General features: G+C 59.3%; 17 protein-coding genes and 1 pseudogene. 13 read left to right on the top strand and 5 right to left on the bottom strand.

Annotated features, from left to right (window positions below; genetic code table 11):
- Window positions 1-89 precede the first annotated feature (89 nt).
- Genes BMZ46_RS02290 through BMZ46_RS02280 form a run of 3 tightly spaced genes read left to right on the top strand, consistent with a single transcriptional unit; the run spans window position 90 to window position 1,126 of the window.
- Window positions 90-407 (top strand): helix-turn-helix domain-containing protein, encoded by a 318-nt coding sequence (locus BMZ46_RS02290; protein ID WP_074688231.1) that lies wholly within the window; start codon window positions 90-92, stop codon window positions 405-407.
- Window positions 408-449: 42 nt separating this feature from the next.
- Entirely contained in the window at window positions 450-803 is a 354-nt protein-coding gene (locus BMZ46_RS02285; protein WP_074688233.1) for a type II toxin-antitoxin system RelE/ParE family toxin, read from the top strand.
- A 2-nt stretch (window positions 804-805) separates the two neighbouring features.
- The gene (locus BMZ46_RS02280) at window positions 806-1,126 is read left to right on the top strand and encodes a helix-turn-helix domain-containing protein (protein ID WP_039773303.1); all 321 of its coding nucleotides are present in this window, start codon (window positions 806-808) and stop codon (window positions 1,124-1,126) included.
- Between the two features lie 49 nt (window positions 1,127-1,175).
- Here BMZ46_RS02280 and BMZ46_RS02275 read toward each other — a convergent pair whose 3' ends face one another.
- Window positions 1,176-2,693: an amidase family protein gene (locus BMZ46_RS02275; RefSeq protein ID WP_074688235.1), complete on the bottom strand. Its 1,518-nt coding sequence runs from the start codon at window positions 2,691-2,693 to the stop codon at window positions 1,176-1,178.
- A 113-nt stretch (window positions 2,694-2,806) separates the two neighbouring features.
- On the bottom strand, window positions 2,807-3,880 hold the full coding sequence (locus BMZ46_RS02270; RefSeq protein ID WP_074688237.1) for an MBL fold metallo-hydrolase: 1,074 nt from the start codon (window positions 3,878-3,880) through the stop codon (window positions 2,807-2,809).
- A gap of 213 nt (window positions 3,881-4,093) precedes the next feature.
- On the opposite strand from BMZ46_RS02270, the gene BMZ46_RS02265 reads away from it, so the two are divergent.
- From BMZ46_RS02265 to BMZ46_RS29730, 4 genes and pseudogenes are all read left to right on the top strand, one after another.
- On the top strand, window positions 4,094-4,702 hold the full coding sequence (locus tag BMZ46_RS02265) for a TetR/AcrR family transcriptional regulator (RefSeq protein ID WP_074688239.1): 609 nt from the start codon (window positions 4,094-4,096) through the stop codon (window positions 4,700-4,702).
- Window positions 4,703-4,848: 146 nt separating this feature from the next.
- On the top strand, window positions 4,849-5,901 hold the full coding sequence (locus BMZ46_RS02260) for a diguanylate cyclase (RefSeq protein ID WP_074688524.1): 1,053 nt from the start codon (window positions 4,849-4,851) through the stop codon (window positions 5,899-5,901).
- A 169-nt stretch (window positions 5,902-6,070) separates the two neighbouring features.
- A pseudogene (locus BMZ46_RS29735) lies at window positions 6,071-6,850 on the top strand (PAS domain-containing protein); the annotation flags it as partial.
- Complete coding sequence (locus BMZ46_RS29730) at window positions 6,836-7,396, top strand: methyl-accepting chemotaxis protein (protein ID WP_371855247.1); 561 nt, start codon at window positions 6,836-6,838, stop codon at window positions 7,394-7,396. The pseudogene BMZ46_RS29735 and the gene BMZ46_RS29730, both read left to right, overlap by 15 nt.
- A gap of 6 nt (window positions 7,397-7,402) precedes the next feature.
- Here the strand turns inward: BMZ46_RS29730 and BMZ46_RS02250 are convergent, their stop codons facing one another.
- The gene (locus BMZ46_RS02250) at window positions 7,403-8,317 is read right to left on the bottom strand and encodes a LysR family transcriptional regulator (RefSeq protein ID WP_371855242.1); all 915 of its coding nucleotides are present in this window, start codon (window positions 8,315-8,317) and stop codon (window positions 7,403-7,405) included.
- Between the two features lie 42 nt (window positions 8,318-8,359).
- Here BMZ46_RS02250 and BMZ46_RS02245 point away from each other — a divergent pair, with 42 nt between their 5' ends.
- Both BMZ46_RS02245 and BMZ46_RS02240 read left to right on the top strand, forming a co-directional pair.
- Window positions 8,360-9,067: a CTP synthase C-terminal region-related (seleno)protein gene (locus BMZ46_RS02245; protein WP_074688243.1), complete on the top strand. Its 708-nt coding sequence runs from the start codon at window positions 8,360-8,362 to the stop codon at window positions 9,065-9,067.
- Complete coding sequence (locus BMZ46_RS02240; protein ID WP_074688245.1) at window positions 9,064-9,378, top strand: antibiotic biosynthesis monooxygenase family protein; 315 nt, start codon at window positions 9,064-9,066, stop codon at window positions 9,376-9,378. Before BMZ46_RS02245 ends, BMZ46_RS02240 begins: the two co-directional genes overlap by 4 nt.
- Window positions 9,379-9,434: 56 nt before the next feature.
- On the opposite strand, the gene BMZ46_RS02235 is transcribed toward BMZ46_RS02240, so the two are convergent.
- Window positions 9,435-9,761, bottom strand: coding sequence for a DUF2025 family protein (locus tag BMZ46_RS02235; RefSeq protein ID WP_039773311.1), 327 nt, complete (start codon window positions 9,759-9,761; stop codon window positions 9,435-9,437).
- Window positions 9,762-9,978: 217 nt separating this feature from the next.
- On the opposite strand from BMZ46_RS02235, the gene BMZ46_RS02230 reads away from it, so the two are divergent.
- Both BMZ46_RS02230 and BMZ46_RS02225 read left to right on the top strand, forming a co-directional pair.
- Window positions 9,979-11,106 (top strand): glycerophosphodiester phosphodiesterase, encoded by a 1,128-nt coding sequence (locus BMZ46_RS02230; protein WP_074688247.1) that lies wholly within the window; start codon window positions 9,979-9,981, stop codon window positions 11,104-11,106.
- Between the two features lie 138 nt (window positions 11,107-11,244).
- On the top strand, window positions 11,245-11,550 hold the full coding sequence (locus tag BMZ46_RS02225) for a PepSY domain-containing protein (RefSeq protein WP_074688249.1): 306 nt from the start codon (window positions 11,245-11,247) through the stop codon (window positions 11,548-11,550).
- A 292-nt stretch (window positions 11,551-11,842) separates the two neighbouring features.
- On the opposite strand, the gene BMZ46_RS02220 is transcribed toward BMZ46_RS02225, so the two are convergent.
- Window positions 11,843-12,286: a hypothetical protein gene (locus BMZ46_RS02220; protein ID WP_074688251.1), complete on the bottom strand. Its 444-nt coding sequence runs from the start codon at window positions 12,284-12,286 to the stop codon at window positions 11,843-11,845.
- A gap of 222 nt (window positions 12,287-12,508) precedes the next feature.
- Between BMZ46_RS02220 and BMZ46_RS02215 the strand changes: the two genes are divergently transcribed.
- Complete coding sequence (locus BMZ46_RS02215) at window positions 12,509-13,531, top strand: transporter (RefSeq protein WP_074688253.1); 1,023 nt, start codon at window positions 12,509-12,511, stop codon at window positions 13,529-13,531.
- Window positions 13,532-13,787: 256 nt separating this feature from the next.
- Window positions 13,788-15,401, top strand: a complete 1,614-nt coding sequence (locus BMZ46_RS02210; RefSeq protein ID WP_074688255.1) for an inorganic phosphate transporter — start codon at window positions 13,788-13,790, stop codon at window positions 15,399-15,401.
- Window positions 15,402-15,433: the final 32 nt, after the last annotated feature.

Here is a 15,433-nt window from a genome sequence, read left to right as displayed (position 1 = left end):
AATCAAAAAATGCATTTGATCCCGGCCGAAAACAACTGTACAAAAACACAGTACATTTTCCATCAGCACTCTCGAGCCCGGAGCACACCATGGCCTCTTCAGCGATGAACCTCATCCTCGAACGTATCGCCCTTTTCCAGTTCACCCCCACCCATTGCGCCCAGGCCCGAGGGATGTTGGGCTGGAGCGTTGAACAGTTGTCGCGAGAGGCCAAGGTTTCAGTAGACGACATACAGCGATTCGAAGCGCAGCAGGACGTGGCGGATGCGGTGCGGCTGGCGTTGACCTATCGGTTCGAGGCGCAGGGGTTGGTGTTCTTTCCGGGGTTTGCGCCGGGGCGTGGGGGAAATGTCAGAAGTGCGATGCCGGAATCAGCGAGTCATGGAGATTATGCGATGGCTGACTGAACCAATTGATTGAGATTATCCCAATATAGGTATATTTTTCGCATGAGTACAAGGAAGCCACTCCTGTGGGTTAGCAGTAGCAAGAAAGATCTCAAGCAGATGCCCACTGATGTACAGGATGTTTTTGGTTACGCACTGGATTTGGCCCAAAGCGGTCTCAGACATCCAGATGCAAAACCTCTGAAGGGGTTTGGAGGCGCGGGTGTCCTCGAGTTGATTGAGGACTTTGATACGAATACCTACCGCGCCGTTTACACGGTCCGTTTTGGCAATGCAATTTACGTCCTGCATTGTTTTCAGAAAAAGTCGACCACCGGTACAAAAACCGCGCAGTGCGATGTCGATCTGATCCGAAAGAGACTTCAAGCCGCTCAGGACCACGCGAAAGGAACTTAGAAATGATTGAAATCGAAGAAGGCAGCGGCAACGTCTATCAAGACCTCGGCTTGCCCGACGCCAGTGAAATGCAGGTCAAGTCTCAACTCGCCGCAAAGATCGGTGAAATCATCAAAGCGCGTCATCTCACTCAATCTCAAGCTTCTGAAATCTTGGGGTTATCACAACCCAAGCTATCCGAAATGCTGAGAGGAAAATTCCGCGGCATCAGTGAGGCCAAGATGATGGAATGCCTTTCCCACCTCGGCCGAGATGTGCAGATTGTGGTCAAACCGGCCCCCCGCTCTCGCAAAGAGGGCCGAATTGAGGTGGTGTTCGCTTGATACGGCAGTGCTCCAAATAGTCGAAGACAACGCACTGCCAACAAGGTGTTTACTCCTTGAACCGCGGATACCGCAGTTCCATCGAAGCCTGTTCGTAGCTGTATGCCATGGCAAACAACTGTGGCTCGCTCCACGGCTGGCCGTAAAAGAACACGGAGGTCGGCGTGTCGTCATCGCTCATGCCCGAGGGCAAGGTGATTGCCGGGTAGCCTGCGGTCGCAGCGGAGAACTGGGAAAAGCCGTCCGATTCGGCGAACAGGGCATCCAGTTTGTGCTCACGCACCTGCTCATCGATAGCGTCTTTGAAGTTCTGGCTGATGGTGGTAATCAGTACGCTCGCCTCCTGGTGGGAAAGCGCCGACGCGTTGATGGCCTCCAGCATCTGCTGGCCGTGTTGCTCCTCACCGGGGATGGCCTGGTTGAAATCGATCAATGCCTGCAATGAATTGATCGGCATCCCCTGGCGGCTGGCGAGATATTCGGGCAGTTCATGCTTCATCCCGCCCATCAGGCCATCGATGTAGTCATCGATATCCGGAAGACGCACAGTCAGCGGGACCAGCGTGGCGCCCTGCTCCTCCAGAGTTGCCATAGCCACCAGCATCTCCAGACTCGGGCTCAGCTTCGTATCGTGGGACCCTGTGTACGCGATCGGATAACCGATCCGTTTACCTCGCAAGGCGTTCCTGGAAAGCAGTGCGGTGTAGTCGACGCCAGTGGGCGCGTCGGCAGTGGCGCTGTCCGAAACGTCAATGCCTTGCATGACGTTGAACAGCAGCGCGGCATCGCGCACGGTACGGGTCAGCGTGCCCGGCGTGTCCTGCAGGCGGGTGATCGGCACGATGCCGGAGCGACTGAACAAACCCAGCGTCGGTTTGACGCCAACCACACCGTTGGCCGACGCCGGGCAACTGATCGAACCATTGGTTTCAGTCCCCAACGCCAGTGGGGTGAAACCGGCGGCTACCGCAGCCGCCGGTCCGGAACTGGAACCACAGGTGCTTTCACTCAGCACATGAGGATTTTTCCCCTGACCGCCACGCCCGCTCCACCCCAGGGGCAGAGACATATCACGCATGCCCGACCACTCGCTCATATTGGCCTTGCCCAGCAGGATGGCGCCGGCATCGCGCAGTTGTTTAACCGTGAAAGCATCTTGAGCCGCCGGTTGTCCGACCATGGCCAACGAGCCGGCACTGGTTTGCATGCCGTCAGCGGTATCGAAGTTGTCCTTCAACAGCACCGGGATACCGTGCAACGGGCCACGACTCTTGCCTTGCGCACGCTCATCGTCCATCGCGGCTGCGATGTCGAGAGCCTGGGAATTCATTTCGATAATGGCATTGAGGGACGGGCCTTGCTTGTCCATATCCGCAATGCGTGTGATGAGGTGTTGAACCAATGCGACCGAGGTCAATTCGTTGTTGACCATCATTGCACTCAGCTCGCTGGCGCTTGCGTATTCAAGTGCTGCACTGGAAGGCGCTGCGAGGGCGACGCTGCTGGTCAGCGAAAGCAGGATGGTTCGCGCCAGCGTATTCATGCTGCGTTTAAAGCGGAATTTCATTTTTCTAATCCTTGTTTAAGCCAATCACGAGTGAGTCATTTCACTCGCGACCAAGCCTACCGAAGCCGAAGGAAACGGCTGTCAGCAACAAGAACCAGTGCTGGTAGGAAAACTCACCCAGCCTTGTAGCCGCTACAAGCAACGCGCCCCTTTTCTGACACCTCTTGTTCCATTTCCAACCACCACGCGTCCCCACGTTGCGGTTGCATCAGGTTAAACGCCTCGCCCATTTTCGGCGTGGTAATCGACACGCTGCGTTCCCAGGCCAGCGCAAGAATGCGATCAAACGGTTCATACCAGGCATGCATCGCCAGGTCGAATGTGCCGTTGTGGATCGGGAAAAGCCAGCGGCCCTTGAGGTCGATGTGGGCCTGCAGGGTTTCTTCCGGCTGCATGTGCACGTGGGGCCATTCGACGTTGTAGGCGCCGGTTTCCATCAGGGTCACGTCGAACGGGCCGTACTGTTCCCCAATGCGTTTAAAGCCGTCGAAATAACCGCTGTCACCACTGAAGAAAATCCGCGTGTCGCCATCGATGATCACCCACGAAGCCCACAGGGTCTGGTTGCCATCGAACAGGCCACGACCGGAGAAGTGCTGCGACGGAGTGGCGATGAAGCGGATGCCGGCGACTTCTGTGCCCTGCCACCAATCGAACTGGCGAATCTTGTCGGCATCGATGCCCCACTTGATAAGGGTGTCGCCGACGCCCAGCGGGGTCAGGAACACGTTGACCTTGTCTGCCAGTTTCAACACGGCCTCGTAGTCGAGGTGGTCGTAATGGTTGTGCGACAGGATCACCGCTTCGATCGGCGGTAACTCGTCGATGCTGATCGGTGGCTGGTGGAAGCGTTTCGGGCCGGCCCATTGCACAGGCGAAGCGCGCTCGGCAAACACCGGGTCGGTGATCCAGAACTTGTCTTGCAGCTTCAGCAGCAAGGTCGAGTGGCCGAGGCGATAAACGCTGTGGTTGGGGGCCGCGATCAGGTCAGCGCGGGTCAGTGGCTGCACCGGAATGGCTGCCGCCGGCCGAGTGTTGCGTGGTTTGTGGAAGATCATGTTCCACATGATCCGCAGCATTTTGCGCAAGCCTTCACGCTGCACCGGCGCGTGGTTACGGAACACACCATCGGCCTGACGCGAAGGTTCAGGGGTTTGACTGCCCGCAGAAGCAATGGATTTGGCCATGACTGAATGACTCCGGAAACACCGCGCAATTCACGGCTTTCCACGGTGGGACGATAAATGGCCAAGGCACGCACGCATCAGCCGGACATCTGGTTTTAGGTTGTACCGATTAAGGCAACATTACACTGATCGGTGTACTTTCTAGGTTGCATCAAACCCGGTGACAAGTAAACTGCCGAGTGTAATTTCACCTTTTTCTGCCGAATCGAATTTATGACAGCTCCAACGCGCCTCACCGACCGTAAACGCGAAGCCATCATCCAGGCCGCGATCGCCGAATTCCGAACCAACGGGTTTGAGGTCACCAGCATGGACAAGATCGCGGCCACGGCCGGGGTATCAAAGCGTACGGTGTACAACCATTTCCCCAGCAAGGAAGAGCTTTTCGCCGAAATTCTCAACCAGTTGTGGGCACGGATCAGCACCGAGCAGGCCGTGTCGTATCAGGCCGATCAGCCCTTGCGGGATCAGTTGCGAACGATGCTGTTGGCCAAGTTGCAAATGATGGCGGACGACAACTTCATGAATCTGGCCCGTGTCGCCATCGCGGCTGCGATCCACTCGCCGGAACGCGCGCAGAACATGGTGGCGCGCATGGGCGAACGTGAGGAAAGCGTGACCGTGTGGATCCGTGCCGCCCAGGCGGATGGTCGATTGAAACCGGTCGATCCAGAGTTCGCCGCCCATCAAGTGCAGGGGCTGCTGAAAACCTTTGCCTTCTGGCCGCAGATCTCCCTGGGCCAGCCCTCGCTCGAGAGCACGATGCAAAATGCCGTGGTCGATTCTGCAATCGACATGTTCCTGGCCTGCTATCAGCTCTAGATCAGGCCTGCGCCACGGTAAATGGCTCACAAGGACACTGAATTTTCCCGCTGGAATAAATGACAATGCCTGCCATTGGCCGATGAACGGTCACGCTGAAGAATTACACTGCAAAGTGTTTCAGAATGAATCTGGCGCAGAACACCATGGAAAACCAACGCGGCAAAGGCTTGTCATTCGCCAGACGCATTTACCTGCCGCGAGCCATCGGGCTGGGCATCGGCTTCTTCAGTGTGGGCGCCGCGGTGTATCCGTTGAACATGCCGTCCTGGCTCTGGACCTTGTTGCTGTTTAACGGCTTTCTCTGGCCGCATGTGGCCTATCAATGGTCGACCCGCTCGGCCTTTCCCTATCGCGCCGAACGCCGCAACCTGCTCTATGACTCGGTGTTCGGCGGTTTCTGGACCGCCTGTTTCCAGTTCAACCCACTGACCACCGTGACCATTCTGTCGATGATGACCATGAACAACGTGGCCGCCGGTGGCGTGCGCCTGTTCTGGCTTGGCGCGCTCGCCCAGGTGATTGGCGTGCTGCTGGGCTGGTCAATGTTCGGGGTCAAGTTCACTCTGACGGCCACGCAGACTCAAGTCTGGGCCTGCCTGCCGATGCTGACGCTTTATCCGCTGGCTTTGGGAATGGTTTGCTATCGGTTGGCGATCAAACTCGCCGAACACAAACGCACTCTGAGCGCCCTGAGCCGCACCGACAGCCTGACCGGCCTGCTCAACCACGGCGCCTGGAAAGACCTGCTGCATCTCAAGTTCCAGCAGTGCCGGCAGCACAATTCCCAAGCGATTCTGGCGCTGATCGACATCGATCATTTCAAGTCGATCAACGACAGTTACGGACACATCGTCGGCGATGCGGTGCTGCGGCAATTGAGTCACGAGCTGAAGTTCGTGCTCGACGGAAGCGAGCTGGCCGGACGATACGGCGGCGACGAATTCTGCGTGATCCTGCCCAACCTGCCCCTGAGCAAGGCCGAAGCGCTGATGAAGCAACTGCGTCAGGGAATGGATCGATACCGCGATCCCGACGTCCCCGAGCTGCGAGTCAGCCTGAGTATCGGGCTTGCTCGCTATCAAACCTCTTACGCCGATGCCCTTGAGTGGTTCGAAGATTCCGACAAGGCGCTGTACACGGCCAAGCACACGGGACGTAACACAATCAGCGTAGCGTTGAGCCGATCACCCGCCTGAAAAAACTTGTACAAAATTGAGAAAAATCGATTTCTTGTACAAGTTTATAAAGTTTTGTATAAGTTAATCCGCCAGCCGGGATGCTGGCACACTGCTTCCAGCCATCGAGATATCTGGCTGGCTGACGCGGAAACAGGGACCCCACCTTCAGTCCTATTTCCAGAGTGCCATGAACATGATTTTCAACCGCCACAAGACTGCCCTCGTCGATCTCCAAAACACCATCAACCAACAAGCCGGCCTGCTGGAGGCGATCAACCGCTCCATGGCAGTGATCGAATTCGATGTCGACGGTGTCGTTCTGCGCGCCAACGACAACTTCCTGAAAACCATGGGTTACACCCGTGAACAGGTAGTCGGCCAGCCCCATCGCCATTTCTGTTATCCCGAGTTTGCCCGTGGCAATCAGTACACCGAGTTGTGGTCGCGATTGAAAAGCGGCCAGTTCCAGTCCGGCACCTTTGAACGTATTGACAGCCAGGGCCGACCAATCTGGCTCGAAGCCAGCTATAACCCGATCAAGGATGACTCGGGTCGCGTGGTGAAAGTGGTCAAGTACGCCATGGATGTCACCGCCAAAGTGCAGCAGGAAAGCGAAGCCAATGCGAAATTGCAGGCGATCGACCGCGCCATGGCGGTGATCGAATTCGATCTCGACGGCAATATTCTCACTGCCAATCAGAATTTTCTGACGCGCATGGGCTACACCCTCGCCGAACTCAAAGGCAAACATCACCGTTTGTTCTGCCCCGCGCAACTGGTCAACAGCAGCGCCTACCAGGATTTCTGGCGCCGATTGAATCAGGGCGAACTGTTTCAGGGCCAATTCGAACGCGTCGACAAACGCGGGCAGACCGTGTGGCTTGAAGCCAACTACAACCCGGTCTATGACGCTGCCGGCCGCTTGTGCAAAGTGGTGAAGTTCGCGTCGGACGTGACCGCTCGGGTCGAGCAGCACGAGCAGGATGCGCGCAGTGCCAGCGCCGCCTATCACATCTCGGTGACCACCCGAAAAGTTGCCGAGCAAGGTACGCAAGTGATTCAGCAAGCGGCCAGTGAAATGCGCGAAATTGCCGACGACATCGCCGAATCCTCAACCCTGATCGCGCAACTCGGCGAGCGCTCCGAGCAGATCACCGCCATTGTCAACACCATCCGCGCTATTGCCGATCAGACCAACCTTTTGGCCCTGAACGCCGCCATCGAAGCTGCGCGTGCCGGCGAGCAGGGTCGTGGCTTTGCCGTTGTAGCCGATGAAGTTCGGCAACTGGCGGCACGCACCAGCGGCTCGACAGCGGAAATTTCCAACATGATCGGCCTGATCCAGACCGAAACCCGTCAGGCGATCAAGAGCATGGACGGCACCCGTGGTCGCGCGGCGCAGGGTGTCGAACTGGCGGATCAGGCCGGTACGGTGATTTTGCAGATTCGTGACGGCGCCAGCGAAGCGGTGGAAGCCGTGAGCATGTTCGCCAATGACCGGGCGCCGGGTTAAACGCGATCACGGCAACCGCAGCGCCCGCCCCAGTTCATCGAACAGCGTGACCACCGAGCGCAATGCGCGGCAGTCCGGGCGGGTGAGCAGCCACAGCGCGGTGTCGTAACCGTGCAAGGGTTCGCTCAGGGCTTGAAGACCATCATCGATCAGAAAGTCCGGCAACGCCGCCACGCCCAGTCCGGCGCGGACCAGTTCCGTCACCGACAACATGCTGTTGCAGCGATAGCTCGGCGTCACACCGGGCAACTGCTGACGGCGCCAGGCGACGGTCGGGTGATCAGGCAAAAAGTCGTCCGGGGCGATCCAGGTCAGTGCCGCCAGATCGGTCGCTTCAACCTTTTGTAGATAACGCTGACTGGCGCAGACACGGTAGGAAATCTTCGCCAGCTCACGTCCGACCAGATGCTCCGGCGGTGTACGCGTCAGGCGCAGGGCGATGTCGGCATCGCGGCGGCTGAGGTTGGCGAAATCGTTTGAGGTGCTCAGCTCGATGGTCAGCGCCGGATAGTTCGGCATGAACTGCGCCAGCGCCGGCAGCAGCAGACCTTGCAACACCGAATCGGTACAGGTCAGGCGCACCGTACCGCTGACCACTTCACCGCCCTGCTCCACGCCGATTCGCGCCGCTTCCAAAGCTTGCTCGGCGCGTTCGGCCTGCTCGGCCAGGGTCTGCGCGAGGCTGGTGGGCAGGTAACCGGCGCGGCTTTTTTCGAACAGTTGCTGGCCGAGTGATGCTTCCAGTCGGCGCACGGCGCGAAACACCGTCGACACATCGACCTTCAACAACTGCGCGGCCCGGGCCAGAGAGCCGCCGCGCACTAAGGCGAGAATCAGGGCCAGATCCGGGAAATCCAGTTGGTATTGCGCGGCTGCATTGATCACTTGGGCAAACGCCAATTTAGAGTGCGTGAACGCCAATCTATAGTGAGCGTCATCCCTCAACAAGCACAGCGAGTCCTCATGGAATCCAGAGCCCTGCGCATCGCCCTGATTGGTGATTACGATCCGCAAGTCACCGCCCACCAGGCCATCCCGGTCGCCCTTGGACTGGCGGCGGAACACCTTCGCCGTCCGGTCGAATTCGAATGGTTGGCCACCGACCGAATCCTGCCCGAGACGCCGCTGGAACCATTCGACGGTTTCTGGTGTGTGCCGGCCAGCCCCTATAAAAGTGAAGACGGCGCCCTGCGGGTCATCCGCTTTGCCCGCGAGCAGCAGCGCCCTTTCCTCGGCACCTGCGGCGGTTTTCAGCATGCGGTGCTGGAGTTTTCCCGCAACGTGCTGGGCTGGGCCGACGCCGAGCATGGCGAAACTTCGCCTGACTCGAGCCGCGCAGTGCTCACACCGCTGACCTGCTCGCTGGTGGAAGCAGTGGACAGCATTCATCTGGTGCCCGGTTCGTTGATCGCCAGGGCGTACGAAACGTCGGTAATTCGCGAAGGTTATCGCTGCCGCTACGGTGTGAATCCGCAGTTCGAACGGGAGTTGCTGACCCATGAACTACACGCCGTGGGTCACGATTCGGCAGGCGATCTGCGCGCCATCGAACTGAAAAACCATGTGTTCTTTGTCGCCACGCTGTTCCAGCCGGAACGTGCGGCGCTCAAGGGGAACTTGCCACCGCTGGTGCGGGCGTTTGTCGAAGCCTGCTCGGAGCACTGTCGATGAAACCGGACACTGAGTGTTTCGCCGTGATCTTCACGTCGACCCGCACCGAGGGCGACAACGGCTATGCCGAGGCCTCCGAGCGCATGATGCAATTGGTTGCCGAGCAACCGGGTTTTCTCGGCATCGATTCGATCCGGGGCGCGGACGGGGCGGGGATTACGGTTTCGTACTGGGAGAGTGAGGCGGCAATTCTGGCGTGGCGCGAGCATCCGGAGCACCGGGTGATTCAGGCGCGTGGACGGGCCGAGTGGTATTCGGCGTTTCATACGCGGGTGTGTCGGGTGGAGCGGGAGTATCGGTTCGGGAAATGAATATTGCGCCATCGTCAGCAGGCTGGCGATGGCGGCAAATGATTCACCGAAGCATCTCAGCCCTTCACCAGACTACGCACCGCCTCAATCTCCGGCACTTCGCGTTTACTCATATAAACGCGCAACGGCTCGGTAATGTTGATCCGGTCATCGATGTTCTGGTCCAGCAGCAACTGGATCAGTTCGCGCTTGAGGGTCATGGTCTGTTCGGTGGTGGGTGCCCAGACGAATTCGCTGCACGGAATGATGCCGTCATCGGCCACGTCCATGCCGAACGAGTCCTCACTGAAGCGCACGATGTACTGGCCGGTCTTGCGGTTGAGGCCGACGAAGCCCTTGAGGTCGTCGGCGGCCTGGCAGATGAGTTGCGATGTGATGCGCATGGTAAACCTCACGAAAAGGATCGATGGTCTACACGCAGGGCAATGCGTGGCGCGCCCTCTGCCGGGGCGGTTGCCGTGCACAAGCGTACTGCAAACGAACGCACAAAAGTGCGCAAATTTTCGCTTTCAGTACGTTTATGTCGGTCTCGCGATAGCACGTTTTCGTTTGAGTTGCTAAAAGGTACATCTTCGAAAATACCTGCGAAAGGACCTCGACATGCCCGCCACGTTCACCAAAAGCGCACTGCTGCTGAGCCTGATGCTCGGCCTCGGTCAGGCCCACGCCGCCGGCCAGCCAACCCCGGTTGCGCTCGCTGCCTCCGAGGGCATTCCGCACCCGGCGGTGATCGCCCACCGTGGCGCGTCCTTCGATGCCCCGGAATCCACCGCTGCGTCCTACAAACTGGCCCGCGACCTGGGCGCCGATTACCTGGAAATGGACTTGCAGCGCAGCAAGGACGGCGTGCTGTTCGCCCTGCACGACGACAACCTGCAGCGCACCACCGACGTCGCGACCAAGTTCCCGGAGCGCAAGGACAGCCCGGCCAATGCCTTCACCATGGCCGAACTGAAAACCCTCGACGCCGGCAGTTGGTACAACGCCAAGTACCCGGATCGCGCCCGCCCGTCCTACGTCGGCCTGAAGATTCTGACCCTCGATGAAATCATCGACATCGCCCAGGCCAACCCGAAGCACAAGCCGGGTCTGTACATCGAAACCAAGGAGCCGAAGCTGTTCCCGGGGATCGAACATGACCTGAAGGAAAAACTCCAGGCCCGCGGCTGGCTGATACCGGCCGGCGCCAAACAGGCTAAAAACGTCGCCAGCGTCGGCGAGAGCAACGGCAAGGTGATCCTGCAAACGTTCGAGAAGAGCAGCCTGGAAATGCTGCAGAAGGAAATGCCGCAGGTGCCGAAAATCCTGTTGCTGTGGGTCGGCGAAGGCAGCATCGAGCCGAAATCCAAAGTGACCTTTGCCGAATCCGGCGAGAAGGACAAGAACGCGTTCTACGGCAAGCAAGAGCCGAAATCCGAAGCCGAGTTCAAGCAGTGGATCGACTACGCCAAGGCACAGGGTGCAATCGGCACCGGCCCTTCGGCGAAGCTGACCCACGGCGGCGATCAGAGCTATTCGGATCTGGTGCAGCCATGGATGAACAAATACACCCACGATCAGGGCCTGCTGGTGCACGTCTACACCGTGGATGAGCCGGTGGACTTCGAAAAAGTCATGGCCTCTGGCGTCGACGGTATCTTCACCAACCGCGCCAGCGAGCTGCTGAAGTTCTACAAACGCCCGGCCGCCGCCAGTGTGGATCAGGTGTTGAAGAACAACGGCTTCTGATCTGCAAATTCGGGCGTCAGTATCGCGAGCAGGCTCGCTCCCTCGGGGAGTCCGGCCTGCTCGCTGCGTTTTAAGGGTGAATTAAGTTGCGGTGATTAACCTGAACTCACTTAAACGAATCACCCAAAGGAATAACCGATGAAAACCCTGACTGCCCTGTTTACCGCTGCCGCCCTGACCCTCACCGCTGGCCTGGCTCAGGCTGACGTTCGCGTTGACCAGATCCCTGAGCTGGTCAAGTCCGGCAAGATCAAATCGCTGGAGTCGATGAACGCAGAAGCGCTGAAACTGCATCCGGGCGCGACCATTACCGACACGGATCTGGATAACCACTTCAATGGTTATGAGTATGAAGTTGAACTGCGTGCTGCTGATGGCAAGGAGTTCGATGTGGACTTCGATGCGACCACCGGCAAGGTGCTGAGCAACAAGCAAGACACTTGATTGGCTGATAAGACAAAGCCGCACGACTTTTGGGTTGTGCGGCTTTTTTGTGTCTGGCGTTTGACGAAACTCCGGTTTCGCCTGTGAGAACCATCCCCTCACCCCAGCCCTCCCGAAACGTCGGACCGCCCCCAAGGGGGCGAGGGGGAAAGGGAGCCGATCTTCATGCTGTTCAAACCTGAGTTCGACTCAGAACTGTCAGGTCGGTGTAACTCGAACATTCAACTCCGTCAGTCCCCTCTCCCTTTGGGAGAGGGCTAGGCGGGCGGCGTTCCGATGAGGGGAAAAGGCTTCACGCGGTCGTACTGACCAACGAACCGGAAGTACCGCTGTCCGAATCCTGCAAAGCCGCCAACAACGCCGCCGTCGCCGTCTGCAACGAAGCCGACGTCGTCGCGATCTGCGATTGCGCAGCCGCGACATCCGCAGCCTTGGCGTCCTGACTTTCCTGCTTGGCCTGAGCCGCTTGCAACGCCTGCTGCTCTTCCTGCAACTGCTTCTGCAACTCGGCGATCTGCTTGCGCAGTTCCTTCACCGTATCCGATTCATCGCTGCTGGAACTGCTGTCGCCCGCCGGCGCCGCACCACCGCCCGCCGTGACTTTGCTGGTGTCGGCTTTCACGCCGGTGCTGGCCGCCGCGGTGGTCGAGGTGTCGTCACCGGTGTCGGCAATCGAGGTTTTGCTGGTGGGCGTGGTGACGGTCTGATTGATCGAAACAGACGTGATGCTGACCATGGGGAATCTCCAATGCCGGTGATAGATAACCGGGCATCGGCGGCGGCCTGCACGAATTGAGATCGACTGTGTACCGACTCGGTATCCGAACCGGTACACAGTCCCTGGCCGGTCAGATTTCACGTCACCCTGCCGTCACACAAGCGTCATGTGACATTGCGATGATGCGGCTCAGGTGAATCTGCAAATCCCGCGACAGACGCCTCCTCGCAGCGAGCCTTCATGAACCACAGCCTCGATATCAGTCATCGTGACCCTGACCTGTTCGGCCTGCTTTACGGCTTTCGGTTTCGCCCCGGCGAACGCGGGCGCGAGGTGGATTCGGCCACCGCCCTGCGCTGCCTGCAAGACGATAGCGACAGCGATGAGTTTCTCTGGCTGCACCTGAACCTGGCCCACGCCGCGTGCGAGCGCTGGATGAAAAGCCATCTGCAATTGCCCGAGGAATTTTTCGAAGCGCTGCACGAAGGTTCGCGTTCGACCCGCATCGAGCATGTCGATTCGGCGTTGCTGGCGGTGGTCAACGATGTGGTGTTCAACCTCAGCAGCATGGTGTCGTCGGACGTGTCGACGCTGTGGGTCTGCGTGCGCAGCAAACTGATTGTCAGTGCGCGTCTGCAACCGCTGCACTCGGTGGACAAGCTGCGTTCTTCGGTGAAGGCCGGCGAGTGCTTTCGTTCGCCGTCGGAACTGTTGGTGCACCTGCTGCGCGACCAGGGCGAAGTGCTGACCCAGATCGTGCGCAAGACCAGCATGAGTGTCGATCAGGTCGAAGACGAATTGCTGTCCTCGCGACTGTCGACCAACCGCGCCGAACTCGGCGCCAACCGGCGAGTGCTGGTGCGCCTGCAACGGCTGCTGGCGCTGGAACCGGGTTCGCTGCTGCGCCTGCTCAACCGGCCGCCGCCCTGGTTGCAGAAGGAAGACGTGAAGGAGCTGCGCAAATCCACCGAGGAGTTCGCGCTGATCATCAACGACCTCACGGCTCTGGGCGAGCGAATCAAGCTGTTGCAGGAAGAGATCGCCGCCAACCTCAACGAACAGAGCAACCGCACGCTGTTCACTCTGACCGTGGTCACGGTGCTGGCGCTGCCGATCAACATCATTGCCGGTTTCTTCGGCATGAACGTTGGCGGCGTGCCGCTGGCCACCGATCCGGAAGGGTTCTGGATTCTGGTGGCGCTGGTGGCGACGTTCACCGTGATTGCCGGGCGCTGGGCGTTTCGCAAGCGCCGGGATTACTGACCTTTCTTCAGCGCCGCTACAGTCGCACGCTCGTTCCCACGCTCTGCGTGGGAATGCCGCCCGGGACGCTCCGCGTCCCTGTGACGCGGAGCGTCACCTTATGCATTCCCACGCAGAGCGTGGGAACGATCACCGTCTTCAGTCAGAAGACCAGCGGCGCGGCTAATCCGCCAAACACTGATCTGTCGCAGCCTCTCTGTAATATTTAGCAACGATCATGGGCAACACTCCTTCCCCCGCTCAGGATTGTCCGCCCATGGCTACTCCCTCCCTGACCGCCAGCCCGGCCTCCGCTGCCAGTGGCAGGCCGGCGCTCGACAAAAAAACCGGCCCCTTCACTTACGTGGTGTTCTTCGCCGTGCTGGCCATGGGAATGCTGTTCACCGCCTACAGCCTGATGCACGACATGCACGAACTCGGCACGGTGGTCACCACCTGGACCCCATTCCTGCTGCTCGGCGTAGCGCTGTTGATTGCACTGGGCTTCGAGTTCGTCAACGGCTTCCACGACACCGCCAACGCCGTGGCCACGGTGATCTACACCCACTCTCTGCCGCCGAATGTGGCCGTGGTGTGGTCGGGATTCTTCAACTTCCTCGGCGTGCTGCTGTCCAGCGGTGCAGTCGCATTCGGCATCATTGCGCTGCTGCCAGTAGAGTTGATTCTGCAAGTCGGCTCGTCCGCCGGTTTCGCGATGATCTTCGCCCTGCTGATCGCGGCGATCCTGTGGAACCTCGGCACCTGGTGGCTGGGCCTGCCGGCTTCTTCATCGCACACGCTGATCGGTTCGATCATCGGCGTCGGCGTGGCCAACGCGTTGATGCATGGTCGCGACGGCACCAGCGGTGTGGACTGGGCCCAGGCGACCAAGATCGGTTACGCGCTACTGCTGTCGCCGCTGGTGGGTTTCGGTTGCGCAGCGCTGTTGCTGCTGGCGCTGCGCGCGTTCGTGAAGAACCGTTCGCTGTACAAGGCACCGGAAGGCAACACCCCGCCGCCGTGGTGGATTCGTGGTCTGCTGATCCTGACCTGCACTGGCGTGTCCTTCGCTCACGGCTCCAACGACGGCCAGAAAGGCATGGGCCTGATCATGCTGATTCTGGTCGGCACCCTGCCGATGGCTTATGCACTGAACCGCACCATGCCGGAAGAACAATCGCTGCAATTCGCCGCTGTCGCTCAAGTGACCCAGCAAGCGCTGGTGAAAAGTGCGCCACTGCCGGCACCGGCCGATCCACGCGCCGTGCTCTCCGACTACGTGCGAAGCAAGGAAGCCACGCCGCAACTGATCCCCGCCCTCGCCGTCCTGACCGGGCACATCGGTGAAGAAGTCAAAGGCTACGGCTCGCTGGCGAAAGTCCCGGCCGAGGCCATGGGCAACGTGCGTAACGACATGTACCTGGCCAGCGAAACCATTCGCCTGATGGACAAGAACAATGTCGGCAGCTTCGACGCCGACACCAGCGGCAAGCTGCAACTGTTCAAACAGCAGATCGACAACGCCACGCGGTTCATTCCGCTGTGGGTGAAGATCGCCGTGGCGATTGCCTTGGGGCTGGGCACCATGGTCGGCTGGAAGCGGATCGTGGTCACGGTCGGCGAGAAGATCGGCAAGACCCATCTGACCTACGCCCAGGGCGCCTCGGCGGAAACCGTGGCGATGCTGACCATCGGCGCTGCCGACATGTTCGGTCTGCCGGTGTCGACCACTCATGTGCTTTCGTCCGGTGTGGCCGGGACCATGGTCGCCAACGGTGGCGGTTTGCAGATGAAGACCATCCGCAATCTGCTGATGGCGTGGGTACTGACGTTGCCGGCGGCGATTCTGTTGTCGGGCAGCCTGTATTGGCTGTTTACCCAGATTTTCTGATCCACCCCAAATCCCTGTGAGAGCCCTTGCTC

It is taken from the genome of Pseudomonas sp. NFIX49 (assembly GCF_900115915.1).
In the GTDB taxonomy this organism is placed as follows: domain Bacteria; phylum Pseudomonadota; class Gammaproteobacteria; order Pseudomonadales; family Pseudomonadaceae; genus Aquipseudomonas; species Aquipseudomonas pharyngis.
This window is presented reverse-complemented; position numbering and strand designations above follow the sequence as displayed.

What these genes read in the sequence shown, in the direction of transcription:
- BMZ46_RS02270 (WP_074688237.1), bottom strand. Translation starts at nt 3,880, where the DNA reads ATGGCCAAATCCATTGCTTCTGCGGGCAGTCAAACCCCTGAACCTTCG.
- BMZ46_RS02265 (WP_074688239.1), top strand. Translation starts at nt 4,094, where the DNA reads ATGACAGCTCCAACGCGCCTCACCGACCGTAAACGCGAAGCCATCATC.
- BMZ46_RS02240 (WP_074688245.1), top strand. Translation starts at nt 9,064, where the DNA reads ATGAAACCGGACACTGAGTGTTTCGCCGTGATCTTCACGTCGACCCGC.
- BMZ46_RS02210 (WP_074688255.1), top strand. Translation starts at nt 13,788, where the DNA reads ATGGCTACTCCCTCCCTGACCGCCAGCCCGGCCTCCGCTGCCAGTGGC.
- BMZ46_RS02230 (WP_074688247.1), top strand. Translation starts at nt 9,979, where the DNA reads ATGCCCGCCACGTTCACCAAAAGCGCACTGCTGCTGAGCCTGATGCTC.
- BMZ46_RS02245 (WP_074688243.1), top strand. Translation starts at nt 8,360, where the DNA reads ATGGAATCCAGAGCCCTGCGCATCGCCCTGATTGGTGATTACGATCCG.
- BMZ46_RS02280 (WP_039773303.1), top strand. Translation starts at nt 806, where the DNA reads ATGATTGAAATCGAAGAAGGCAGCGGCAACGTCTATCAAGACCTCGGC.
- BMZ46_RS02225 (WP_074688249.1), top strand. Translation starts at nt 11,245, where the DNA reads ATGAAAACCCTGACTGCCCTGTTTACCGCTGCCGCCCTGACCCTCACC.
- BMZ46_RS02260 (WP_074688524.1), top strand. Translation starts at nt 4,849, where the DNA reads ATGGAAAACCAACGCGGCAAAGGCTTGTCATTCGCCAGACGCATTTAC.
- BMZ46_RS02215 (WP_074688253.1), top strand. Translation starts at nt 12,509, where the DNA reads ATGAACCACAGCCTCGATATCAGTCATCGTGACCCTGACCTGTTCGGC.
- BMZ46_RS02275 (WP_074688235.1), bottom strand. Translation starts at nt 2,693, where the DNA reads ATGAAATTCCGCTTTAAACGCAGCATGAATACGCTGGCGCGAACCATC.
- BMZ46_RS02220 (WP_074688251.1), bottom strand. Translation starts at nt 12,286, where the DNA reads ATGGTCAGCATCACGTCTGTTTCGATCAATCAGACCGTCACCACGCCC.
- BMZ46_RS02235 (WP_039773311.1), bottom strand. Translation starts at nt 9,761, where the DNA reads ATGCGCATCACATCGCAACTCATCTGCCAGGCCGCCGACGACCTCAAG.
- BMZ46_RS02290 (WP_074688231.1), top strand. Translation starts at nt 90, where the DNA reads ATGGCCTCTTCAGCGATGAACCTCATCCTCGAACGTATCGCCCTTTTC.
- BMZ46_RS02285 (WP_074688233.1), top strand. Translation starts at nt 450, where the DNA reads ATGAGTACAAGGAAGCCACTCCTGTGGGTTAGCAGTAGCAAGAAAGAT.